The organism is Sphingopyxis sp. PET50 (assembly GCF_025244705.1).
In the GTDB taxonomy this organism is placed as follows: domain Bacteria; phylum Pseudomonadota; class Alphaproteobacteria; order Sphingomonadales; family Sphingomonadaceae; genus Sphingopyxis.
Window position 1 is genome coordinate 1492572 of record NZ_CP104207.1, and the last position, 23804, is coordinate 1516375.

Here is a 23804-nt window from a genome sequence, read left to right on the forward strand (position 1 = left end):
CCGTCACGCCAGCGCCAGCAGCGCGTCGCGCTGGTCGACGAGCATCGCGAACTTCCGGTCGTCGTGCGTCCCGGCGATCCGGTCCATCGCGCCTTCGAGGCGGGCGCGGGAAACGGTGCTGATCGGGTCGAGCGCCTTGGCGATGCCGACCATATCGTCCATCCTGGCCCAGCAATTGAGCGCGATGTCGCAGCCCGCGGCGATGGCGGCGGCGGCCCGCGACGGGACGTCGCCCGACAGCGCCTCCATGTCCAGATCGTCGGTCATCAGCAGGCCGTGAAAGCCGATACGCTGGCGGATCACGCTGTCGATCACGACCGGCGACAGGGTCGCGGGACGGTCGGGGTCCCAGGCGGTGAAGACGACGTGACAGGTCATCGCCATCGCCGCGTCGCGCAGCGCCGCAAAGGGCGCCAGATCGGTCTGGAGGTCGCGGTCGAGTGCGGTGACGACGGGCAATGCCTTGTGCAGAATCGAGCAGGGCGCGGCCATGGCCCGGGATATGCTTGACGATCCCGACCACACCGCCGTCCTGCAGCCCGCTCAGGATCGCGCGGCCGAGCGCGGCGACGCGCATCGGCTCGCTGCCCAGGGCTCGGTCGCCGATCACGTCGCTCGCACCGGGCTGGCGCACATCGAGCAGCGGCAGGCAATCGACGCTGATGCCGACTTCGGACAGCATCGACGCGAGCGCCATCGCATTGAGCCGCGCCGCCTCGATCGCGCTGGCGGGCGCGCGTTCATAGAGCGCATCGAACGCCGCGCCGCTCGGGAAATCGGGCCATTCGGGCGCTTTCATCCGCGCGACGCGCCCGCCCTCCTGGTCGATCAGGATCGGCAGATCGTCGCGCCCGTCGAGATTGCGCAGTTCGTCGGTGAGCTGGCGCAACTGTTCGCGATTTTCGATGTTGCGGCCGAACAGGATATATCCCGCCGGGTCGCTGTCGCGAAAGAAAGCGCGTTCATCACCGGTCAGGGTCAGACCCGAAAGGCCGAAAATGGCAGGGATCATGCGTCAACCTCCACCGGCCAGCGCCCCCTCAAGCGGCGGCCAACAAGCCCATGATGCCATGGCAAGGCTGCCGAACCAATGACCGGTGCGGCAGGCCGGTCCAAATCAGCGGACGACGACGCAGTTTTCGCTGCGGCAACACGCAACTTCCCGCACAGGCTTTGCGCGTTCGCGGCGGTCCCCGCCGCCGCCCGCAGGCGATAGACCTTGCCGCTGTCGACCTCCGCAGGCGACACGCTGCGATTGAGATCGGCCAGATAGGCGAACCGCTTAGTCAGGTTGGTCCACGCCTTGGTCGCCGCCGCCTCGCTGCTGAAGGCGCCCAGCTGAATCATCGCCGACCCCGACGGCGCGGGAGCGGCCTTGGCGGGTTCCGCGGTCTTGACCGACGTTGCGACGGGCCTGGTCTTGTCCTTGTCGGCGGCAAGCTTCGCCGCCTTGGCAGCCGCGCCCTTGTCGGCTTCGGCCTTTTTCGCGGCCTTCGCCGCGGCTTCGCGTTCGGCGGGGGTCGCGGCGGGCTCCTCGGGCAAGCGCGAGGCGTCGACCTTGCCCGACGGTTCGGCGCCTTCGCTGGCGGCGAAGCTGGCGTCGCCCTCGCCGTCGAAGGACTTGGCGGCATCATTCTTCGGCGCGACCTTGTAATCGCCCTTTTGCGCCACGATCAGTTCGCCCTGCCCGCGCGCGCCGCCATTCTGTATCCACCACAGGCCGCCCAGCACCGCACCGATCAGCACCAGCCCGCCGAGCACCATGGCGAGCAGGCGGGTCGGCGATACCTCGCCATCGTCCTCATAATCGTCGGCGGCTTCGAGCCAGGGCAGCCGATCCTCATCGTCGAGCCCCAATCCGACGTCTTTCCCGGCGTCCTTGTCCTCGGCCATCAATGCATCTCCTCGAGCGCATCCACCCCCATCAAGTGGAGCCCGTTACGGACAACCTGCCCGATTCCGTCGGCCAAATAAAGGCGCGTCGCAGTGAGTTCGGGATCGTCGGCGATAATGACCCGCGCCTCGGGCCGGTCGTTGCCCATATTCCACCAGGCGTGGAACGCCGCGGCGACCTCGCCGAGATAGAAAGCGATGCGATGCGGCTCGCGCGCCGCCGCCGCCGATTCGACGATCCGCGGGAATTGCGCGAGCAGTTTGACGAGCCCGAGTTCCTGTTCATCGAGTCGTGCGGGGTTCGGCTGCGCCGCCGCGATGCCGGCATCGGCAAGCTTGCGCTTGAGCGACGCGATCCGCGCATGCGCATATTGGACGTAGAAAACCGGATTGTCGCGCGACGCCTCGACCACCTTGGCGAAGTCGAAATCCATCTGCGCGTCGGCCTTGCGCGTCAGCATGGTGAAGCGCACCGCATCCTTGCCGACCTCGTCGACGATATCGGCCAGCGTGACGAAATTGCCGGCGCGCTTCGACATCTTGAAAGGCTCGCCATTCTTGAGCAGGCGGACCATCTGGACAAGCTTGACGTCGAATTTCTTCCTGCCCTCGGTCATCGCGGCGACCGCGGCCTTGATCCGCTTCACCGTCCCGGCATGATCGGCGCCCCAGATGTCGATCAGTTCGTCGGCACTCTCGGCCTTCTGGAAATGATAGGCGAGGTCAGCGCCGAAATAGGTCCAGCTGCCGTCCGATTTCTTGATCGGGCGGTCCTGATCGTCGCCGAAGCGGGTTGAGCGGAACAAGGGAAGTTCGACCGGCTCCCAATCTTCGGGGGTCTCGCCCTTCGGCGCCTCGAGCACGCCGTCATAGACGAGATCGTGATCGCGCAGCCATTTTTCGGCGGCGGTCAGCTTGCCCGCGGCCTGCAATTCGGCCTCGGACGAGAAGAGATTGTGATGGATGCCGAGCTTTGCGAGGTCGGCGCGGATCATGTCCATCATCGCGCTGACCGCTTCGGCGCGGAACAGGCCGAGCCAGGCGCTCTCGGGCGCGCCGACGAAGCGGTCGCCATGTTCGGCCGCCAGCTTCTGCCCGACAGGGATCAGATAATCGCCGGGATAGAGCCCCTCCGGGATCGCCCCGACATCCTCGCCCAGCGCCTCGCGATAGCGCAGATGCACCGACCGCGCGAGCACGTCGACCTGCGCGCCCGCGTCATTGACATAATATTCGCGGATCACGTCATGGCCGACATATTCGAGCAGCGCGGCGAGCGCGTCACCGACGACGGCGCCGCGGCAATGGCCGACATGCATCGGGCCGGTGGGGTTGGCGGAGACATATTCGACGTTGACGGTGCGCCCCTGCCCGATCGCCGAACGGCCATAATCGTCCGCCTGTTCGTGAATCAGCGCGAGCTCGCCGCACCAGCTGTCGTCGGCGAGGCGCAGGTTGATGAAGCCGGGGCCCGCAACGCCGGCATCGGTCACCTCGTCCAGCTCGCCGAGTTCGGCGACGAGCAGGTCGGCAAGCGCGCGCGGGTTCATGTCGGCGGGCTTGGCGAGCACCATCGCGGCGTTGGTCGCGACGTCGCCGTGCGACGGGTCGCGCGGCGGTTCGACACTGATCGCGGACCGGTCGAGACCGGCGGGAAGCGCGCCGCGCGCCGCCAGCGTGTCGAGCGCGGCACCGATATGGGCGGAAAAACGGCTGAACAGGGTCACGGGCTGGGCCTATCTTTGATCAAAATCCTGGCGCGCGCCCTATCGCAGCTTGGGCAACGCGAAAAGCCCTGCGTCACCCGGTGGCGCCGCAGGGCAAAGCGAAGCGAACGGCGCAAGGGCGCCGCCGCCAAACCCTATCGTCGGACGTTATATTCGAGCTGTTCAGGGGTAAGCTGAAAGCCGACGAGCAGTTCGAAGCTGGCACGCTGAACCGCGGCGCGGACCTCGGGAACGCTCAGCGGATCGATCGCCGCGTCCTGATCGCCGGGTTTGCGCTTGCGGTTGATGCGTTCCATGATGTCGGGCGGAAGGGTCGCCGCGGCACGGTCGACATAGGCCGCCGCTTGGCCGCGCCCGGTGCCGCGCGTCTGGCCGTCGGCAAAGGTCACGGTGACGTTGCCGAGCCGCTTGGCGACCACCGCCGTCCCGCCCTGCACGACGGTCGAAAAATAAGGAATGCTGACCGAACGCGCCGGACCGGCGTCGCGGCGCGTCGCGACCACGTCGAAATTGGCGAGCTGATAGACTTTTTCACCAGTGTCGTTGCACTGCGGCGTCAGGTTGGTGATCGCCGCCACCACGTCGATCGCGGCCGCGTCGCGGCTGGTCGCGGGGTCGAACAGGGTGATGTCGCCGGTATGGAGCGGCACCGCAACCGCCGGACAGGCGGTCCGCGTCGCGGTGATGCCGACGCCGCCCGACAGGTCGATCTCGTTATCCTTCGCGCAGCCCGCCGCCGTCGCCATGGCCGCCGTGCCACACAGCACAGCCAGAAATCTACGCGACGGGGTTGAAATGGGCATCATGATGGTCAAGGCTTTCCAATACAGGCACAGGGGTACAGGACCGATATCCCGCTCCATGCGCGCCGCTTCTTATCGGGGGGGATGAACGGCGCGCAACACGGACAAGCCGCTTTACCGATATGGCCGTGCTGCGCTAGAGCCGCCGCATCATGACCGCGCCCCTCGATATCGTGCCGGACAGCAAGGCCGAAACCGCCAAACTTCAGGTTTTGATCGCGGCGCCGCGGGGCTTTTGCGTCGGCGTCGATCGCGCGATCCGCATCGTCGAGCTCGCGCTCGAACGCTATGGCGCGCCCGTCTATGTCCGGCACGAGATCGTCCATAACCGCTATGTCGTCGACACGCTGAAGGCGAAAGGCGCGATTTTCGTCGAATCGCTCGAACAGGTTCCCGACGGCGTGCCAGTCGTGTTCAGCGCCCATGGCGTGCCCAAGGCGGTGCCCGCCAAGGCCGAGGCGCGCGGGCTCGACTATATCGACGCGACCTGCCCCCTCGTATCGAAGGTCCACCGCCAGGCCGAACGCGCGCATGAGGGCGGGCGGCACATCGTCTTCGTCGGCCATGCCGACCACCCGGAGGTGATCGGAACGCTCGGCCAGCTTCCCGATGGCGCGATGACGCTGGTGGAATCGGTGGACGATGTCGCCGCACTCGCGCCGCCCGACCCCGATAAACTGTCCTTCCTGACGCAGACGACCCTGTCGGTCGACGACACGCGCGACATCATCGCCGCGCTTCAGCACCGTTTCCCCGCGATCAGCGGCCCGCGCGGCGAGGATATCTGCTATGCGACCTCGAACCGCCAGGAAGCGGTGAAGGCGATCGCCGGGCGCTGCGACCGGATGATCGTGATCGGAGCACCGAACAGCTCGAACAGCCTGCGGCTGGTCGAGGTCGCCGAACGCATGGGCACGCCCGCGCATCTGGTCCAGCGCGGGGCCGACATCGATCCTGCCTGGCTGGCCGGCATCGAAACGCTCGGCATTACCGCCGGCGCCAGCGCGCCCGAGGAACTGGTGCGCGAGGTGATCGACGCCGTCGCCGCGCATCGGCCGATCGCCGAGGATGTCGTCGTCACCGCCGAGGAAAATATGGTCTTCAAGCTTCCGCGCGGGCTTGAACCGGCGGCGGCCTGATGGCGGTTTATACGGGGGTGGACCCCGACGATCTCGCCGCGCTGGTCGCCCGTTACGACATCGGCACCGTGCAGTCGTGCAAGGGCATCGCCGAGGGCGTCGAGAACAGCAATTTCCTGCTCGAAACGACCGCCGGGCGTTACATCCTGACGCTCTATGAAAAGCGGGTGAAGGTCGAGGACCTGCCCTTTTTCGTCGATCTGCTCGCGCATCTCGCGGCGAGCGGCTGCCCCGTGCCGCCGATGATCCGCGACCGCGAGGGCGTCGCGATCCAGCGGATATCGGGTCGCGCCGCGTGCATCATCCAGTTCCTGCCAGGCATTTCGCTGACCAGGCCGACCGCAGCGCAATGCCGCGCGGCGGGCGCGGCGCTCGGCGGGATGCATCGCGCGCTGGCGGATTATCGCCGGCGGGCGCGAGAACAGCATGGGGCAGCGGCACTGGCGCGCCATCGCCGAGGCGACCGGCGACCTCGACGCGGTGCGGCCGGGACTGGCGGATATCGTCGCGGCGGAACTCGACCATCTCGACACATATTGGCCGGACGACCTGCCCGCGCATGTCATCCACGCCGACCTGTTTCCGGACAATGTTCTGATGCTGGACCAAAGGGTTACGGGACTGATCGATTTCTATTTCGCGGCGACCGATTTTCGCGCCTACGACGTCGCGGTCACCCATGCCAGCTGGACCTTTTCGGCCGACGGCGCGCGCTGCGACCGGGCGCGCGCCAAGGCGCTGATGGCGGGCTATGCCAGCGAGATCAGCCTGACCGAGGCGGAGCAGGCGGCCCTTCCCATCCTCGCGCGCGGCGCGGCGCTGCGCTTCCTGCTGACGCGCGCCTATGACTGGGTGAACACCCCCGCCGACGCGCTGGTGACGCGCAAGGACCCGTCGCCCTTCCTCGAACGGCTGCGCCGCTACCAGGCCGCCGATGCCGCCAGCCTGTTCGCCACCGCATGACGGACGCCACGAGCAGGACGGTGATCGTCGCGACCGACGGCGCGTGCAAGGGCAATCCCGGCCCCGGCGGCTGGGGCGCGGTGCTGCGCTGGGGCGATGTCGTGAAGACGCTTTCAGGCGGCGAACCCGACACGACAAACAACCGCATGGAGATGATGGCGGCGATCGAGGCGCTGGCGGCGCTCAAGCGCCGGTGCAATGTCGAACTGTCGACCGACAGCGTCTATGTCCGCGACGGCATCACCAAATGGGTGTTCGGCTGGCAGAAGAACGGCTGGAAGACCGCGGCGAAAAAGCCGGTCGCCAATGCCGACCTGTGGCAGCGGCTGGTCGCCGAGGCGGCGCGGCATCAGGTCGAATGGCTGTGGGTCAAGGGTCATGCCGGCCATCCCGACAACGAACTGGCCGACAAGCTGGCGAGCGACGCCGCAATCGAGGTCATGCGAAAGGCGCGGGCGCGCTGAACGCACGCGCCCGATCGTCTTATTCGGCGTCCCTGGTTTCGGCGCCGGGACCGTTTTTCTTGATCGATTCGATGGCGTTCACGGCCGAGGCGCGGCTGGAATAGCCCTCGGTCCAGAACATGGTTTCGCTATTATATTTGAAATAGGCGACAAATTCGCCAGCCTTGTTCTTCTTGATCTCGAAATAATGCGCCATCGTGCGGTTCTCCGGAAATGCAGCCGCCGGTCCGTGCGGCTGATCCATGTTAGGCCGGTCGCCGCGCCGCGCAAGCACGAGCTTGTGGGGTATCAGGCGAAGCGCGAGGGCGCATAGGGCGCCGGATCGACCTTCCCGATCGCTCCTCCGGGCGGCGGCGCTCCGAGTTGCCATGCCAGCAGCCCCGAAATCGCGGGCGCGGTCTGGATGCCGAAACCGCCCTGCCCCGCACACCAGACGAAACCCGGCACATGCGGATCCGCGCCGAAGACCGGCAAGCGGTCGGGCGCGAAGCTGCGCAGCCCGGCCCATTTGCGCTCGACCGCCGCGATCGGCCAGTCGACGACCGACTGGAACCGGTCGATCGCGAGCGCAATGTCATATTCCTCGGGCGCGGCGTCGCACGGATCGCTGGGCGTCTCGTCATGCGGGCTGAGCCATATCCGCCCCTCGCCTTCGCCCTTGAAATAAAAGTCGCCGCCAATGTGCGCCACCAAAGGCAGCGCGGCGGGGGTAGGCACGCCCAGCCGGACTTGCGCCAGCGTCCGGCGGTACGGCCGGATGCCGACCGGCGCGGCGCCGCAGAGTGCCGCGACATCGTCGGCCCAGGCACCCGCCGCGTTGACGATGACCGCCGCCCGAAGCGCGCCCTTGCCGGTTTCGACGGCCCAGCCGTCACCGGTACGGCGCGCGGACAGGAACGGAGAACGGACCGACAGCAAGGCACCCGCGCGCTTCGCCGCGCGCAGATAAGCGGCATGAAGGCCGCCGACATCGATGTCACGGCACGACGATTCATGCGCCGCCTCGCTCCAGTCCGCCTTCAGGCCAGGCACATAGCGCGCCAGCTCCGCCGGCGACAGGCGCGCCACATCCACACCCTGCGCCGCGAATTCGGCGACGAAGCGATCGACCGCCGCCGCCTCGTCACGCCGCCCGATCATCACCGCGGTGCGCGGCGACAGAAAGGACCGGTCGGAAAAATCGGGATCGGGGCTAGGCAAGCGTATCGAACGACGCCGCCGTCAGCGGCTGCACTCCGACCCCGCCATAGCTTTCCTGCCAGAAGGCGGCCGAGCGCCCGGTCGCATGATAGCCGGGGCTGTCCTCCGCCTCGATCATCAGGACGCGGCGATGGGGGGCGAGTTCGGCGGCCAGGCTGGCCCCCGCAATGCCCGCGCCAACGATCAACACATCGATATCGGAGGGTAGCGTACCGGTCATGCGCTGGCGCATATCGGCTGATCGCGGGAATGCAAGCGCGGGAGCGGCCCAACATGGTTACCATTTGGTAAGCCATCCTCCCTAGGACGGGCGCCTATGAACGGCGGCATCCTCCAGCTTTGTCTCATGATGCTCGGCGCGCTGCTGATGGTCTGCTCGGCGATCAGCGATCTGCGCTGGCGCGAGATTTCCAACGGCCTGAACGCCTTTATCGCCTTGCTTGCCATTCCTTTCTGGGTGGTGTCGGGCTGGCCGCTCTGGCCCGATGTCGCGATAGTGGCAGGGATTGCCTTCGCGATTTTCGTCGTTTTCGCGCTGATGTTCATGGTCAACGCCATGGGCGGCGGCGACGTGAAGAATGTTTTTGCGGTATTTCTGTGGGTGCCGCTTCCGCTGGCGATGCCGTCGCTGATGGTGATGGCGCTGGCGGGCGCCGCGGTGTCGGGCGCGATGCTGATCTGGCTGATCGTCAAGCGTCCGGAAACCAAGCCGGAGGTCCCCTATGGCGTCGCGATTGCGGCTGCGGGTCTTTGGGCGCTTCACCAACAATATCTTAACCAGTTTCAGTCTATCGCATCGAGTTGAGGGCAAGCACCGCCGTGTCTGGTCGGTGCAGGAGGCGAAAAATCGTCATGGATACGCGAAAGATAATGCTGATCGTCGGCGCGCTGGTCATTGCGGTCGGAGCGGCGTTCGGGGTCAACCAGATGATGCGCGGCGCATCGGCGCCGCAGGCACGCGCCGCCGCCGCACCGGCGGCGAACGGACCGATGATCCTGGTCGCGACGCGCCAGTTGCCGGTCGGGACGATCGTCGGCCCCGACAGCTTCCGTTTCCAGCCCTGGCCCAAGGAACTGGTCGAAAAGGCCTATTTCCTCAAGGAAAAGACCGATGTGAACACGCTGGTCGGCACCGTCGTCCGCTATCCCATCACCGCCGGTCAGCCGGTGACGCAGGGTGCGCTCGTCCACCCCGACGACCGAGGCTTCCTCGCCGCGGCGCTCGGTCCGGGCATGCGAGCGGTGACCGTCAAGGTCAGCCAGGAACAGGGCGTCGCCGGCTTCGTCTTCCCCGGCGACCGCGTCGACGTGGTGCTGGCGCAGGAGATCAAGGTCAAGGAAGGCAGCTCCTATCCCGATGACCAGCTCTACACCGCCGAAACGATCGTCCGCAACGTCCGGGTCCTCGCCACCGACCAGCGGTACGACGCCGAGGACGAAACGGGCAAGACGCCGGTTCGCACCTTTGGCTCGGTGACGCTGGAAGCGACGCCCGAAATCGCCGAAAAGATCGCCGTCGCGCAGAATATGGGCAAATTGTCGCTCGCGCTGCGTCCGCTGGCCGAAAGCGCCGGCGAACTCGACGCCGCCATCGCATCGGGCGACGTCAGCGTGCCGACCAAGGGCGGCACCGCCGCCGAAAAGAAGATGATGGCCGAAGCCGCCACGCGTCCCACCTCGGGCCGCGGGTCGGCGACGACGGGCGGCGACGTGTCGCGCTTCTGGGTTCCGGTCAGCGGCCGCGTCCAGGCGCCGCGCCAGCAGCCCGCCAACAACTATGGCGGCGGTCAGGCCGCAAATTACGGGGGCGCCGCACCGGCAGCGCCGCGAGGTCCCGTCGTCCGAGTGACGCGCGGCGAAAAGACCACCGAAGTGCCGGTTGGGGGTAAGTGAGATGAACAGCAAAGCCAATTTCAAGGCGTCGGCCCTGGCCCGCACCCTGGCGATCGGCCTGATGGCAGCCACGCTGGTTACCGCTCCCGCGCAGCAGGTGCTGGCGCAGGCGGTGCAGAATGCGAGCAGCAGCATCGACCTGTCGGTCGGTCGCGGCCGCCTCGTCAGCCTTCCCGCTGCGATGACCGACGTCTTCGTCGCCGACGACCAGGTCGCCGACGTTCAGGTCCGCTCGAGCCGCCAGCTCTATATCTTCGGCAAGAAGCCCGGCGAGACGAGCATCTATGCCACCGATGCCAGCGGCCGCGTCGTCTATTCGACCGTCGCCCGCGTCGGCAACAATATCGAGACCATCGACCAGATGCTCTCGCTGGCGATGCCCGAAGCGACGATCAACGCCAACACGATGAACGGCTTCGTGCTGCTCACCGGCACCGTGCAGTCGCCCGACGACGCCGCCGAAGCCGAACGGCTGGTGCAGGCCTTTGTCGGCGACCAGACCAAGGTGCTGTCGCGCCTGCGCACCGCGACGCCGCTGCAGGTCAACCTGCAGGTCCGTATCGCCGAGGTGAACCGTTCGCTGGTCAAGGAAATCAGCGGCAACCTGCTGACCCGCGACACCGACGGCCCGATGGGCAACGGCTTCCTGGGCGGGGTCTTCGGAGGCCGCACGGCGGGAACGATCACCACCGATTCCAACGGCAATACCACCTACAATATCACGACGCCGTCCGGAACGCGCAGCCTTGCCGGCGCCGGACGTCTGTTCGGCCTCGACCTCATCGCCTCGCTGGACGCGGGCGAACGGTCGGGCATGGTCGCGACGCTGGCGCAGCCGAACCTGACCGCGATCTCGGGCGAAACCGCCGACTTCCTGGCGGGCGGCGAATTTCCGATCCCGATCCCCGGCAACTTCGCCGGGACGACGATCGAATATCGCAAATATGGCGTCAGCCTGGCTTATACGCCGACGGTATTGTCGAACGGACGGATCAGCTTGCGCGTCCGCCCCGAAGTGTCGGAACTGTCCACCGAAGGCGCGATCGAAATGCAGGGTTTCCAGATCCCCGCGCTGACGATCCGCCGTGCCGAAACCACGGTCGAACTGGGTTCGGGCGAAAGCTTCATGATCGCCGGCCTGATGAACAACCGGTCGATCGGCGCGATCGACAAGATGCCGGGCCTCGGCGACGTGCCGATCCTCGGCACCCTGTTCAAGTCGGACAGCTTCCGTCGCGGCGAGACCGAACTGGTGATCGTGGTGACCCCCTATCTGGTTCAGCCGGTGTCGGCGAACGACATCAAGCTGCCGACCGACGCCTATCGGGACGCCAACGACCTGCAGCGCCTGCTGCTCAATCAGACGAGCAACGGTGTGACCGGCGGCGACCGGCCCAAGCCGCGCCTCGACACGTCGCCCGACGATGCCGACCGCCTGCGCAGCGGGGCCGACGTATCGCCGGGTTTCAGCATCAAGTGACGCGCTGGTTTTCAGGAGCAAGATTATGAAGAAAATCGCAACTTGGACGGTCCTGGCGCTCGCGACGACGATCGCGGGATGCACCGGCAGCGCTCACAGCAACATGAGCCTCGATTCCGTGCACCAGCCGATCGTGCGCAACAGCATCCACCAGTTCGACGTCGCGACCAGCGGCGGCGAGTTGCCGCCCAGCGAACAGGGCCGGCTGCAGGGATGGCTCGACGCGCTGGGCGTGCGCTATGGCGACCGCGTTTCGATCGAGGACCCCTCGCCTTATGGCGCGACGATGGCGCGCGCATCGGTCCGCGCGCTGATCGAGCGCCGCGGCCTGCTGCTGAGCGACGCGGTGCCGGTGACCACCGGTGACGTCCCGGCCGGTGCGCTGCGGGTCGTCGTCACCCGCGCGTCGGCCTCGGTTCCGGGTTGCCCCGACTGGTCGAGCAAGTCGTCGATCAATTTCAACAACGCGACCTCGTCCAACTATGGCTGCGCGATCAACAGCAACCTCGCCGCGATGGTCGCGGACCCGAACGACCTGATCAAGGGGTCAACCGAGCAGGGCACCGACCCGAGCACCGCGACCCGCGCCATCAAGACCTATCGCGAAAAGGCGCCCACCGGAGCGGGCGCGCTCAAGCAGAACTCGACCAGCGAAGGAGGCAGCCAGTGAATGCGCCGTTCAAAGCAGCCGGGCTGCGTGAACCCTTCAATGCCTTTGTGTGCGACGACGATACGCTGGACCTGATCCGCGCCGCCGCCAACGACATGGGCTGGCCGATCGAGAAGTGCAACAAGGGCGGCCTGCGCAACGCCGTGCAGTCGCTGTCGGTGTCGGCAAGCCCGAACATCCTGTTCGTCGACATGTCCGAATCGGGCGACCCGATCAACGACATCAACGCGCTGGCGGAAGTCTGCGAACCCGGCACGGTCGTGATCGCCGCCGGTCAGGTCAACGACGTCCGCCTGTACCGCGACCTCCTCTCGAGCGGCATCCAGGACTATCTGCTCAAGCCGCTGTCGCTCGACCAGGTGCGCGAATCGCTGACGATGGCGCAGGCCATGCTGTCGGCGCCGAAACATGCCGACATGGGCGACGACAAGCCGCATCACATGATGGCGGTCGTCGGCGTGCGCGGCGGGGTCGGCGCATCGCTGGTATCGACCTCGCTCGCCTGGGCGATGAGCGAGCAGGCGGGCCGCCAGACGGCGCTGCTCGACCTCGATGTGCATTTCGGCACCGGCGCGCTGACGCTCGACCTCGAGCCCGGCCGCGGCCTGATCGACGCGATCGACAATCCGAGCCAGATCGACGGCCTGTTCATCGAGCGCGCGATGGTGCGCGCGTCGGACAGGCTGAGCCTGCTGTCGGCGGAAGCGCCGATCCACCAGCCGGTGATGACCGACGGTTCGGCCTTCTTCCAGCTCGAGGAAGAGCTGCGCGGCGCGTTCGAAATGACGATCGTCGACATTCCGCGCCATGTGCTGATCCCCTTCCCGCACCTGGTGTCGGAAGCCGAGCACGATCCTGCTGGTCAGCGACGTGACGCTCGCCTCGGCCCGCGACACGATCCGCATCCTGTCGTGGTTCAAGCAGAATGTCCCGGGCGCACGAGTGATCCTGGTCGCCAACAAATTCCAGAACGCGATCGGCGAACTGTCGCGCAAGGAATTCGAATCCTCGATCGAGCGCCAGATCGACATCGTCATCCCTTTCGATCCCAAGCTGGTCAGCCAGTCGGCGAAACTCGGCAAATCCTATGCCGAGATCTGCAAGGGCACCAAGGCCAGCGCGGCGTGGAACCAGTTGATGCGCGTCATCCTCGACGGCGCCGATTCGGAAGCCGAAGCAGCCGATGCAGCCGGCCGCCAAGGGCAAGGGCGGCGCGTCGCTGCTCGGCAAGCTGGGCGGCATCGGCAGCATCATGGCCAAAAAGGGCGCGAAATAACGGTGGCGATGGCCGGACCAACCGGCTGTCACCTGCCGTAGGACAAGAAGCGGACGAAAGCCGAGCATGGACCCGACAGTTATCCTCGTAGCCGGTGGCGCCTTTCTGGCCTTCACCCTGATCGTCCTGTTTGCCGGCCCGTCGGTGGGCAAGGCGAAGTCGCGGCGGCTGGCGACGGTCAAGGACCGGCACGCCAATTCGACCGAAGCGGTGGTCGCGGCACAGATGCGCAAGACGATCCAGGCCACCAGCGCGCGCGGCAACCAGAATCTGTCGAGCTTCATGCCGCGCCGCGAAGAGATGGAAAAGCGCCTGCGCCGGACCGGCAAGAGCTGGACCGTCAGCCAGTATATGATGGCCTCGATGGCGCTGTTCGTCGGCATCACCGGCTTGCTGCTGCTCGTTCGCAGCCCGCTGCTGCTGGCCGAGCCTGGTCGGGCTCGCCGCCGCGCTCGGTCTCCCCTATTTCATCGTCGGCCGCCTGATCAAGAAACGCGTCGCCAAATTCAATTCGCGCTTTCCCGACGCGATCGACCTGCTCGTCCGCGGCCTGAAATCGGGCCTGCCGGTGACCGAGACCTTTCAGGTCGTGAGCCAGGAATTGCCGGGCCCGGTCGGCGAGGAATTCAAGGGTGTCGTCGAACGCATCCGCATCGGCAACACGATGGAGGCCGCGCTGCAGGAATCGGCGGACATGCTCGGCACGCCCGAATTCCAGTTCTTCTGCATCACGATCGCGATCCAGCGTGAAACCGGCGGCAACCTGGCCGAAACGCTGGCCAACCTGTCCGACGTGCTGCGCAAGCGCGCGCAGATGAAGCTGAAGATCCGCGCGATGTCGTCGGAGGCCAAGGCGTCGGCTTATATCGTCGGCGCCCTGCCCTTCTTCGTGTTCGGCGTCGTCTATTCGATGAACCCCGAATATCTGGGAGGCTTCTTTTACGAGGAACGGCTGATGATCACCGGCGCGGGCGGGCTCATCTGGATGGGCATCGGCGCCTTCATCATGTCGCGCATGATCAGCTTCGAAATCTGAGGGGCAGGACGAATGAACAGCGCATTGCTCCTTGCCGCCTTCACCGGCGCCACCAGCGGCCCGAAGATCATGGGCATCGACGTGGTCTGGGTCGCCACGACCCTCGCCGCGGTCGGTGTCGGCGCCGTGCTTGTCGCACTCTATGGCGCGCTGACGGTCCGCGACCCGATGGCGAAGCGTGTCAAGGCGCTGAACGAACGCCGCGAACAGCTCAAGGCCGGCATCACGGCCTCGACCGCCAAGCGACGCGCCAAGCTGGTGCGCAAGAACCAGACCGCCGACAGGATGCGCACCTTCCTCGGCAAGCTGCAGGTGCTGCAGGAAGACCAGATCAAGGACGTCCAGCAGAAGCTGGCGCAGGCGGGCATCCGCTCGAAAGACCTCGCCGTCGCGGTAATCTTTGGCCGCCTGATCATGCCGATCGTGCTCGGAGGGCTTGCCGTCTTCCTGATCTATTGGCTCGACATGTGGCCCGACCTGACGCCGGTCAAGCGCGCCGAGCGCGACGATGGCGGCGCTGATCCTGGGCTACAAGGCGCCCGACCTGTTCGTCGAGAACAAGCGGTCGAAACGCACCGACGCGATCCGCAAGGGCCTGCCCGACGCGCTCGATCTGCTCGTCATCTGCGCCGAAGCCGGTCTGACCGTCGATGCCGCCTTCAGCCGCGTTTCCAAGGAACTGGGCCGGGCCTATCCCGAACTGGGCGAGGAATTCGCGCTGACCTCGATCGAACTCGGCTTCCTCACCGAACGCCGCCAAGCGTTCGAGAATCTCGCCTATCGCGTCAATCTCGATTCGGTGAAGGGCGTCGTCACGACGATGATCCAGACCGAGAAATACGGTACTCCCCTCGCCAGCGCGCTGCGCGTCCTGTCGGCCGAGTTCCGCAACGAGCGCATGATGCGCGCCGAGGAAAAGGCCGCGCGCCTGCCCGCGATCATGACGGTGCCGCTAATCCTGTTCATCCTGCCGTGCCTGTTCATCGTGATCCTCGGCCCGGCGGCCTGTTCGCTCAAGGACGCGCTCATCGACATGTAAGGCGGCGATCCCCCTCCCGCCGGGAGGGGCCGTTTGCCGATGGTCAGCCGACCGTCTGTTCGATCGCACCGAAGATGCTGTGGTGACGCTCGTCGTCCATCCAGATGCGGACGGTGTCGCCCCTTTGCATGAAGGGCGTTTTCGCCTCGCCCGTCAGGATCGTCTCGACCGTGCGCACCTCGGCGAGACAACTGTAGCCGAGCCCGCCCTGCGATATCGGTTTGCCCGGCCCGCCGCCGGCATCGCGGTTCGACACCGTCCCCGAGCCGATGATCGTGCCCGCGCCGAGATCGCGCGTCTTCGCAGCATGGGCGATCAGCGCCCCGAAATCGAAGGTCATGTCGACCCCGGCATCGGCACGTCCCAGCGGCTGGCCGTTGAGGTCGACGCACAGGGTGCCGTGCAGCTTTCCATCGTTCCACCGTGGCCCGAGCGATTCCGGCGTGACGAACACCGGCGACATCGCGCTCGACGGTTTCGACTGGAAAAAGCCGAAGCCCTTGGCGAGTTCGGCGGGAATCAAACCCCGCAGCGAGACGTCGTTGGTCAAGCCGACAAGCAGGATATGGCCGCGCGCCACCACCGGATCGATACCGGCCGGGACATCGCCGGTCACCACGACCACCTCGGCCTCCATGTCGCACCCCCACGCCGGATCGGCGAGCGGGATCGGATCGCGCGGGGCGAGAAAGGCGTCGCTGCCCCCCTGATACATCAGGGGATCGTGCCAGAAACTGTCGGGCATCTCCGCGCCGCGCGCCTGGCGCACCAGCGCGACATGGTTCACATAGGCGCTGCCGTCGGCCCACTGATAGGCGCGCGGCAGCGGCGATGCCGCGTCGCGCTCGTGAAAGCGTTCCTTGGGAATGGCGTCATGGTTGAGATCCTCGGCCAGCGCGGCAAGGCGCGGCGCCGCATAGGCCCAATTGTCGAGCGCCGCCTGCATCGTCGGAACGATCTGGCTAGGCATCGGCATACCAGGCGAGATCGTCCGAAACGACGACAAGCCGTCCGTCGCGGCCCTGCTTCAACGACGCTAGTTTCACGCTTTTTCCTTTGTCTGCGATGCGGGGGAAAGGCCGCCACCGCTCGGCAAAGAGGCGATGATCAGCGCTGCATCGTGATCGATGCGAAACAGGTAAAGCCGCTCTGCCCCGCCTGCAAGCGCCGGATATACTGGAGATAGGCCTGCGACTGGTTGTAGGTCGTGCCGGGCAGCGTCTGGCCGCGAAAGGCGCGCTTCACTTCCTCGCCGGTGAACGGCCGCGGCGACCCCGGAAACGCGTCCTTGGTCCCCGCGGGCACCAGATTGCCGCGCGCGTCGATATATTTGCCCGCGCCCGTCACATCGGGGACCGGAATCTGGCAGTTCATCACCGACACGGCGGTCTGGGCAAAGGCGGGACGAATCGTCAGCGCCGCCGAAACACCGGCCGCGCCGAGCGCCAGCATCCGGCGCCGCGACGGAACGGCCTCGACATCGGCATCGGATAGGGGCGCCCCGGCGCCGTTCGGCTGATCGTCCTGTTCCATGACCGGCGCATAAACCAAGGCGAAGGCAGGGAAAAGCAAAAGACCACTCCCGCGCCGCCGCTTCCCGTTTCGGGACATTCGGCGATGAAGCGTTAATCGCCGCGAACGCGCTTGCCCGCGGCCTCGCTTCGTGCGAGGCGCAGGGCCGATGTTCGACCGCCTCTCCAGCCTCGTCGTCGCGCTGACCCTGGTCGCGGTCGCGGCGATCTTTGCCGCGCTGGCGGGCGGCGACGCGCTGACGATCGCGCTGCTGGCGCTGACGGGGGCGGCTGCCGCGGCGCTGGTCTATTCGGCCCTGGCCAGCCCCGCCGTGGCCCAGACCCACCCGGAGACCGCGCCCGCCCCGGACCCCGCACCCACTTCCTTGCTGCGCCACCCCGATTTCGCCCTGTGGGCAGACCAGGAGGAGGAGCCCCTGCTGGGCTGCGACGGCAATATCGTCACCCTCGCCAACGACGCGGCGGTCCGCCTGCTCGGCCGCCATATCGTCGGCGCCGACGTCCGCACCGCCATCCGCCACCCCGCCGCCACCGAATGGCTGTCGGGCATCGACACGCCGGGGTCGCTCGAGCCGATCAACCTGATCGATTTCCCGCGTCCGGGCCAGCGTTGGACGATGCGGATCGCGGCGCTGTCGGGCGGGCAGAAGATCCTTTTCCTCGCCGACCGGTCGGCGATCGACGCCGCCGACCGGATGCGCTCGGACTTCGTCGCCAACGCGAGCCACGAACTGCGCACGCCGCTTGCCGCCATCCTCGGCTATGTCGAAACGCTGCAGGACATGAACGGCGAGGCCGACGGTGCGACGCGGCATCGTTTCCTGTCGATCATCGAGCGCGAGGCGCGGCGGATGCAAAGGCTGGTCATCGACCTGCTGTCGATCTCGCGCGTCGAGGCCGACCGGTTCCGGCGCCCGACGGCGTCGGTCGATTTGACCGCGATCGTGCGGGCGACGATCGCGCAGCTGCGCGACAGCGAAAATCCCCGCGCGCAGGACATCGCCGCCGCCTTCGACGAGATGACGCTGCCGATCCTCGGCGACGAGGCGCAACTCGGCCAGCTTGTGCACAATATCATCTTCAACGCCATGAAATATGGCCGTCCCGACACGCCGGTCACGGTCGAACTGATCCGCGAAGGCCGACGCGCCCGCCTGTCGGTGCGCGACGAGGGCGAAGGCATTTCTCCCGACCATCTGCCGCGCCTGACCGAGCGTTTCTATCGTGTCGATGAGGCGCGGAGCCGCTCGGTCGGCGGCACCGGCCTCGGCCTTGCGATCGTCAAGCACATCAGCGAGCGCCACCAGGGGCAGCTCGACATCGAAAGCGAGGTCGGCAAGGGCACGCGGGTATCCGTGACGTTTCCGCTCGCGGGCTAGGACAGATCGACATTCAGTCCTGACGGCCTGCAAATGGCGAATTTGCGAGCTTCCGGTGCTCACGTGCAAAAAAGCACGCTGTGCTCCGGGTCTCGCAAATCCACCATTTTCGGCTCGCCATCCCCTGAATGTCGATCCGTCCTAGGGTCCCGGCCCTAGTCGATCGTCTCCAACAGATCGCCCAGCTTGCCGAACATCGCGTCGATCTGCGCCGTCTCGACGATCAGCGGCGGCGACAGCGCGATGATGTCGCCGGTGGCACGGACGAGCAGGCCGTTGTCGAAACAGGCGTGGAACAGCTCCGTCGCGCGCGCGGCCGGCGCCCCGGCGCGCGGTTCGAGTTCGACGCCGGCGACGAGCCCGATGGTGCGGATGTCGATAATGTGACGCCGCCCCTTCAGGCTGTGCGCGGCCTCGTCCCAATAGGCGGCAAGGTCGGCGGCACGGTCGAACAGACCTTCGCGCGCGTAGATGTCGAGCGTCGCCAGCCCCGCGGCGCTGGCGAGCGGATGGCCCGAATAGGTGTAGCCGTGGAACAATTCGATCCCGGCCGGCGCGCTTTCGATCACGATGTCATGGAGTTCGCGCTTCACCGCGACCGCGCCCATCGGGACGGCGGCGTTGGTCAGCCCCTTCGCCATGGTGATGATGTCAGGCGTGACGCCCCACGCCTCGGCCGCCGTGGCGGCGCCGACCCGGCCGAAGGCGGTGATGACCTCGTCGAAGATGAGCAGGATGCCGTGGCGGTCGCATATCTCGCGCAGCCGCTGGAGATAGCCGGTGGGCGGAATGAGCACTCCGGTCGAGCCCGCCATCGGTTCGACGATCACCGCCGCGATCGTCTCGGCCCCGTGCAGGTCGACGAGGCGCTGGAGGTCGTCGGCGAGTTCGGCGCCATGCGGCGGAAAGCCGCGCGCGAAAGCGTTGCCGGGCACGCCGTGCGTATGGCGGATATGATCGGTGCCGGCGAGGCCGGGGCCGAAGGCACGACGGTTGTTGACGATGCCGCCGACGCCGATGCCGCCGAAGCCGGTGCCATGATAGCCGCGCTCGCGCCCGATCAGCCGGGTGCGGCTCCCCTGCCCGCGCGCGCGCTGGACCGCGAGCGCGATTTTCAACGCCGTATCGACCGATTCGCTGCCGCTGTTCGTAAAGAATATCCGGTCGAGCCCGTCGGGCATGATCGCCGCCACACGGCTGGCGAGTTCGAAGACGAGCGGATGGCCAAGCTGAAAGGTCGGGGCGAAATCGAGCGTCTTTGCCGTTGCCGCTATCGCCTCGGCGATCTCGGGCCGGCAATGGCCGGCTGTTGCAGCACCAGAGGCCCGCCGTGCCGTCGAGGATCTCGCGGCCGTCGGCGCTGCGATAATAGATGCCGCTTGCCGCAACGAGCTGGCGCGGGGTCGCCTTATAGGCCCTGTTCGCGGTGAAGGGCATCCAGAACGCCGCCAGCGGATCATTTTCACCCTGCATCGCGCGCCTCTCTTTTCCGCCGCCTAGTGCACCGCGGCCTTGCGGCCCGGCACGAGATGAAGCGCGCCGACGATCAGGCCGCCGAGCAGCAGCCCGAAGATGCCGTCGCCCGTGGCCTTGATCAGCCAGGTCCACACGCCCTCGAGCGGAAGACCGCCCGCGATCGAGTGGGCCAGCGATTCCAGCGCCTCGGCGATGCCGCCGATATGATATTCGTGAAGTCCGTGCAGCACGATCTGCCCGCCGACCCACAGCATCGCCGCAGTCCCGATCGTCGCGAGCGCGGCAAGCAGCTTCGGCATCAAATCGACCAGCCCGCGGCCGATCGCCCGGCGCGCGCTGTTGCCTTCCTTGGCCATGTGGAGTCCGATGTCGTCCATCTTCACGATCAGCCCGACGACGCCGTAAACGGCGATGGTGATCAGCACCGCGACCAGCGCGAGTGTCGCGGCGCGCATCGCCAGATGTTCGTCGAGCACCTCGTTGAGCGCGATCACCATGATCTCTGCCGACAGGATGAAGTCGGTACGCACCGCGCCCTTCACCATCACCTCTTCGTGATTCTTGTCGGCGACGATCTCGGCATCCTCGGCGAGACTGGTCTTGTCCTCCTGCAGCGAGTGGATGACCTTTTCCGCCCCTTCGAAGCAGAGATAGGCGCCGCCGATCATCAGCAGCGGGGTGATCGCCCACGGCAGGAAGGTCGAGAGCAGCAGCAGCGCCGGCAGGATCAGCACCAGCTTGTTGAACAGCGACCCCTTGGTGATCCGCCAGATGATCGGCAGTTCGCGGTCGGGGGTGAAACCGGTGACGTAGCGTGGGGTCACCGCGGTGTCATCGACGACGACGCCCGCCGCCTTCACGCCCGCCTTCGACGCCGCGGCGCCGATATCGTCGATGCTGGCCGCGGCCACCTTGGCGATGGTCGCCACATCGTCGAGCAGCGCGAAAAGTCCGGAAGGCATGTGCGTTTGATCCCCGTTGCGGTTTCGTCCGCTCTATCGGGCGAACGTCCCGCACGAAAGAGGATGTTGCGGCGCGTCAGGCATGTTGGCGCGCGAAAGCCGCCGCGGCGCCAAACAGGCCGGGCTGGGGGTGGGTGATGAGCTTGACCGGCAGCGCCGCCATGAAGCCTTCGAACCGCCCCTTTTCGACGAAGCGTTCGGGGAAACCCGACTTGACCAGGCTGTCCTTGATGCGCAGGCCGAGGCCACCCGCGATCACCACCCCGCTCGCCCCTTGCGCCAGCGCAAGGTCGCCCGACACGCTGCCCAGCGACAGGCAGAAACGGTCGATCGCGGCGGCGGCGAGGCTGTCGGCGCCGCTGCCGCCATTGGTCCAGATCGTCTTGTCGTCTAGCGGCGCCGTCGCCCGCCCCTCCATCGCGGCCAGCGTTTCATAAATATCGACGATCAGCCGGCCCCGACACGACCCGCTCGATCGACACGCGGCGATGGCGCTTCCTGAGCCGGGCGAGAATCGCATCCTCTATGCTGTCGAGCGGCGCGAAGTCGATATGCCCGCCTTCGGTCGCCTGAACGCGGTAGTCATGGCCGTCGCGCCAGACGTGCGCGACGCCCAGACCCGTACCGGGACCGATGACGCTGATCGTGCCGCTGTCGGGCAGCGGCACGTCGGGGCCGCAGAGCGTATCGAAATAGGCGGGATCGGCCTGCGCCACCGCATGGCCGACCGCCTCGAAATCATTGATCAGCACCCAGCGGTCGACTCCCAGCTTTTCGCCGACCAGCGCGGGACGGATGATCCACGGGTTGTTGGTGAAGCGGATGATTTCGCCGCGCGTCGGGCCGGCGATGGCGATCGCGACCCCGCGCGGCAGCGCGCCGCCCTGTTGGAGGGCGAAATCCTCCCACGCGGTCTGGAAGCTCGCATGATCCTTGGTATGCAGCGTCGTCGCCTCGCCGAGCGACAAGACGCGTCCGTCCGCCACCTCGGCGATCGCGAAGCGCGCATGGGTGCCGCCGATGTCGATCGTGACGATGGCTTCGCTCATATCTCTCCCCGGCCGCACCCCTGCGCCATGTTCCCCAGCCTGTCGCATCGCCCGGCGGCAGGCAACAGGGCATAGCTATGCGCGGCGCCGCGGCGGATTTGTTCGCACCCGAAAATACGACGAATCGCAGTATGACACCGCTGTAAGTTGCCGCGCGAATCAGCTATGAACAGGGCGATCACGGGGAGGGAACGACCACGGACGTTCTGCCTGGGGGGTAAACAGGCACCGCGATCAACGCCGCGAGACGTTTCGGACGTACCGCCCGGGGTATTCATCCACTTGCATCGGGCCTCGCGACCTCCCTTTCCGTCACGGCACCGGCAGTTCGAACAGCGGATAGGGCGCGCCATATTGCTCGGGCCAGCCAGCATAGGCGACATCGGTCGGGCCGACGACGAAATCGCGCACGGTCCATGCCCCCTTCTTGTTCTCGAGCAGCGCGAAAATATCGCCATCGTCGAACATGCCTTCGCGCAGCGCCTCGGCATAGCGCGTTCCGCTATAGTCGACCGGCGTGCCCGCCTTCGTCTGCGGCATGACATGAGCGAAGGCCCATTCATTCTGCTTGCGGAGCTTCCTGACGACGAACTGAACCGGCTGTCCGAGGTCGGCCTCGATCGCCGGACGCAGCGCATCGAGCAGCGTCTTGCGAAGCGGGTCCGCCGCCCCGACATCACGCGGCATCTCGCCATTCGGCCCCTTCAGCTTCTGGTCGGGCGGTCCGCCCCCATCGGACAGATCCATGAAATCGAACCCGTCGGGCAGCGCCTCGACCGCGGTCACCTTTTTGAACCACCAGGCATTGCGCTCGATCTGTTCGATGGTGCCCGTAATCTTGCATTTGTCGCTGCACCTGGCGCGGATCGCCTTGCCCGGGGCTTCGTCGTTGACCATCGAGATCAGGGTCAGCCCGTCCAGCGCGCGCTGGACGTCGGGGCGATTGGCGCCCTGCACCTTGACGATCGCGTCGCTGTCGATCGACAGCAGCATCTCGTCGAATATCAGCGCATTTTCATATTCGCCTGCCTGGATCGTACCATAGAAGGTACCGGTGAGCGTTTTCGCACTATCCGGATGGATCGGGCGGTTCGGCCCGTGCGGGCAATCCCATGGCCGTCAATGCTGCCGCCAATCCGAATGCGGCCATCCTGCCGATCTTCATTTCTCTTCCTCCAACACTCTGGTGCGCGCGGTCGTGTAAGCGGTCAGGCAGTCGATGCGCGGCACATCCTCGGGTTCGCCAAAGCCCGCGCAACCTGCATCCCTCGCGGCGATCCATTGCCGCTGCTGCGCCTGCAATACCGCGATCCGGGCAACGGGCAGCTTAGCCGCGGAGGTCTTTCCAAAGCTGGTTGAGCCTTGCGTCAGCGGCGGCATGGCGCGCCTTGGCCCCTGGCAGCACATCGGGCGCGAGGTCGGCCGATGCTTCGGCGAAGGGGCCATAGGTCCCCGAAAAACCACCGCCGCCACAGGCGCGCGGCACGGTTGCGCAGCCACGCGACGCGGCGACGCGGATGTAGCTTGCGTCGAGGCGGTCGACGCGAATGTTGCACTTTGCCGTATCCACCGACCAGTAAAGGTCGGGCGAGAAGCGGACCGGACTGGCGTCATAGAGCGACATAATCCGCGAATCGTCATAGCCATGGTCGAGCTCGATCCATTCGCCCTCGTCCCGCGCCGGGATCGCGGCGGTGCAAGCGGTGTCGCCGGTGTCGAGACCGTCGGCGGCAAGCGCCATCACCGGAGCACGCTCCCCGCCCTGTTCGGCCCCCGCCCTGTTCGGCCAGCCGCGCCCGCACCGCGCCACCGTTCAGGAAATA

19 protein-coding genes and 7 pseudogenes are annotated in these 23804 nt (G+C 66.6%); 11 read left to right on the forward strand and 15 right to left on the reverse strand.

Going from position 1 to position 23804, the window contains the following annotated elements:
• Positions 1-3: 3 nt before the first annotated feature.
• From nagZ to N0A20_RS07850, 4 genes and pseudogenes are all read right to left on the reverse strand, one after another.
• A pseudogene (gene nagZ / locus N0A20_RS07835) lies at positions 4-1012 on the reverse strand (beta-N-acetylhexosaminidase).
• Positions 1009-1893, reverse strand: coding sequence for an SPOR domain-containing protein (locus N0A20_RS07840; protein ID WP_260583307.1), 885 nt, complete (start codon positions 1891-1893; stop codon positions 1009-1011). Before N0A20_RS07840 ends, nagZ begins: the two are co-directional and overlap by 4 nt.
• Positions 1893-3620, reverse strand: coding sequence for an arginine--tRNA ligase (argS, locus tag N0A20_RS07845; protein ID WP_260583308.1), 1728 nt, complete (start codon positions 3618-3620; stop codon positions 1893-1895). Before argS ends, N0A20_RS07840 begins: the two co-directional genes overlap by 1 nt.
• A 134-nt stretch (positions 3621-3754) precedes the next feature.
• Entirely contained in the window at positions 3755-4366 is a 612-nt protein-coding gene (locus N0A20_RS07850) for a hypothetical protein (RefSeq protein WP_260583309.1), read from the reverse strand.
• Positions 4367-4575: 209 nt separating this feature from the next.
• On the opposite strand from N0A20_RS07850, the gene ispH reads away from it, so the two are divergent.
• The 3 genes and pseudogenes from ispH (at position 4576) to rnhA (ending at position 6989) form a co-directional block, all read left to right on the forward strand.
• The gene (gene ispH / locus N0A20_RS07855) at positions 4576-5562 is read left to right on the forward strand and encodes a 4-hydroxy-3-methylbut-2-enyl diphosphate reductase (RefSeq protein WP_260583310.1); all 987 of its coding nucleotides are present in this window, start codon (positions 4576-4578) and stop codon (positions 5560-5562) included.
• 116 nt (positions 5563-5678) lie between these two features.
• Positions 5679-6525, forward strand: a pseudogene (gene thrB / locus N0A20_RS07860) (homoserine kinase).
• Positions 6522-6989 carry a ribonuclease HI gene (gene rnhA / locus N0A20_RS07865; protein WP_260583311.1) on the forward strand — a complete coding sequence of 156 codons (468 nt, stop codon included), beginning with the start codon at positions 6522-6524 and terminating at the stop codon, positions 6987-6989. The pseudogene thrB and the gene rnhA overlap by 4 nt, the downstream one beginning before the upstream one ends.
• Before the next feature lie 19 nt (positions 6990-7008).
• Here the strand turns inward: rnhA and N0A20_RS07870 are convergent, their stop codons facing one another.
• The 3 genes from N0A20_RS07870 to N0A20_RS20080 form a co-directional block, all read right to left on the reverse strand.
• A complete protein-coding gene (locus N0A20_RS07870; RefSeq protein ID WP_260583312.1) occupies positions 7009-7185 on the reverse strand; it encodes a YegP family protein in 177 nt (58 codons plus the stop codon).
• 92 nt (positions 7186-7277) lie between these two features.
• Complete coding sequence (locus tag N0A20_RS07875) at positions 7278-8189, reverse strand: NAD(P)/FAD-dependent oxidoreductase (protein WP_409574747.1); 912 nt, start codon at positions 8187-8189, stop codon at positions 7278-7280.
• The gene (locus N0A20_RS20080; protein WP_312846623.1) at positions 8182-8409 is read right to left on the reverse strand and encodes an FAD-dependent oxidoreductase; all 228 of its coding nucleotides are present in this window, start codon (positions 8407-8409) and stop codon (positions 8182-8184) included. The genes N0A20_RS07875 and N0A20_RS20080 overlap by 8 nt, the downstream gene beginning before the upstream one ends.
• 96 nt (positions 8410-8505) lie before the next feature.
• Between N0A20_RS20080 and N0A20_RS07880 the strand changes: the two genes are divergently transcribed.
• The 7 genes and pseudogenes from N0A20_RS07880 (at position 8506) to N0A20_RS07910 (ending at position 15583) form a co-directional block, all read left to right on the forward strand.
• Positions 8506-8994 (forward strand): prepilin peptidase, encoded by a 489-nt coding sequence (locus N0A20_RS07880; protein ID WP_260583313.1) that lies wholly within the window; start codon positions 8506-8508, stop codon positions 8992-8994.
• Between the two features lie 47 nt (positions 8995-9041).
• Complete coding sequence (cpaB, locus tag N0A20_RS07885; protein ID WP_260583314.1) at positions 9042-10082, forward strand: Flp pilus assembly protein CpaB; 1041 nt, start codon at positions 9042-9044, stop codon at positions 10080-10082.
• A 1-nt stretch (position 10083) separates the two neighbouring features.
• On the forward strand, positions 10084-11562 hold the full coding sequence (locus N0A20_RS07890) for a type II and III secretion system protein family protein (protein ID WP_260583315.1): 1479 nt from the start codon (positions 10084-10086) through the stop codon (positions 11560-11562).
• Positions 11563-11587: 25 nt separating this feature from the next.
• Positions 11588-12232 carry a CpaD family pilus assembly protein gene (locus N0A20_RS07895; protein ID WP_260583316.1) on the forward strand — a complete coding sequence of 215 codons (645 nt, stop codon included), beginning with the start codon at positions 11588-11590 and terminating at the stop codon, positions 12230-12232.
• Positions 12229-13508 (forward strand): annotated as a pseudogene (locus N0A20_RS07900) (P-loop NTPase). The gene N0A20_RS07895 and the pseudogene N0A20_RS07900 overlap by 4 nt, the downstream one beginning before the upstream one ends.
• Positions 13509-13574: 66 nt before the next feature.
• Positions 13575-14544, forward strand: a pseudogene (locus tag N0A20_RS07905) (type II secretion system F family protein).
• 69 nt (positions 14545-14613) lie between these two features.
• Positions 14614-15583: pseudogene (locus N0A20_RS07910) on the forward strand (type II secretion system F family protein).
• A 43-nt stretch (positions 15584-15626) separates the two neighbouring features.
• Here the strand turns inward: N0A20_RS07910 and N0A20_RS07915 are convergent.
• Positions 15627-16629: pseudogene (locus N0A20_RS07915) on the reverse strand (fumarylacetoacetate hydrolase family protein).
• Positions 16630-16690: 61 nt separating this feature from the next.
• Positions 16691-17116, reverse strand: a complete 426-nt coding sequence (locus N0A20_RS07920) for a hypothetical protein (RefSeq protein WP_260583317.1) — start codon at positions 17114-17116, stop codon at positions 16691-16693.
• Between the two features lie 148 nt (positions 17117-17264).
• Here N0A20_RS07920 and N0A20_RS07925 point away from each other — a divergent pair, with 148 nt between their 5' ends.
• Positions 17265-18494, forward strand: a complete 1230-nt coding sequence (locus N0A20_RS07925; RefSeq protein WP_260583318.1) for an ATP-binding protein — start codon at positions 17265-17267, stop codon at positions 18492-18494.
• Between the two features lie 155 nt (positions 18495-18649).
• On the opposite strand, the gene N0A20_RS07930 is transcribed toward N0A20_RS07925, so the two are convergent.
• The 6 genes and pseudogenes from N0A20_RS07930 to N0A20_RS07955 form a co-directional block, all read right to left on the reverse strand.
• Positions 18650-19954, reverse strand: a complete 1305-nt coding sequence (locus tag N0A20_RS07930) for an aminotransferase class III-fold pyridoxal phosphate-dependent enzyme (RefSeq protein WP_260583319.1) — start codon at positions 19952-19954, stop codon at positions 18650-18652.
• Positions 19955-19990: 36 nt separating this feature from the next.
• Positions 19991-20932 (reverse strand): DUF808 domain-containing protein, encoded by a 942-nt coding sequence (locus N0A20_RS07935; RefSeq protein ID WP_260583320.1) that lies wholly within the window; start codon positions 20930-20932, stop codon positions 19991-19993.
• A 76-nt stretch (positions 20933-21008) separates the two neighbouring features.
• Positions 21009-21981, reverse strand: a pseudogene (locus N0A20_RS07940) (glucokinase).
• Between the two features lie 312 nt (positions 21982-22293).
• A complete protein-coding gene (locus tag N0A20_RS07945) occupies positions 22294-22974 on the reverse strand; it encodes a hypothetical protein (RefSeq protein ID WP_260583321.1) in 681 nt (226 codons plus the stop codon).
• Between the two features lie 168 nt (positions 22975-23142).
• Positions 23143-23361, reverse strand: a complete 219-nt coding sequence (locus tag N0A20_RS07950; RefSeq protein ID WP_260583322.1) for a lysozyme inhibitor LprI family protein — start codon at positions 23359-23361, stop codon at positions 23143-23145.
• A complete protein-coding gene (locus N0A20_RS07955) occupies positions 23309-23725 on the reverse strand; it encodes a hypothetical protein (protein ID WP_260583323.1) in 417 nt (138 codons plus the stop codon). The genes N0A20_RS07950 and N0A20_RS07955 overlap by 53 nt, the downstream gene beginning before the upstream one ends.
• Positions 23726-23804 lie beyond the last annotated feature (79 nt).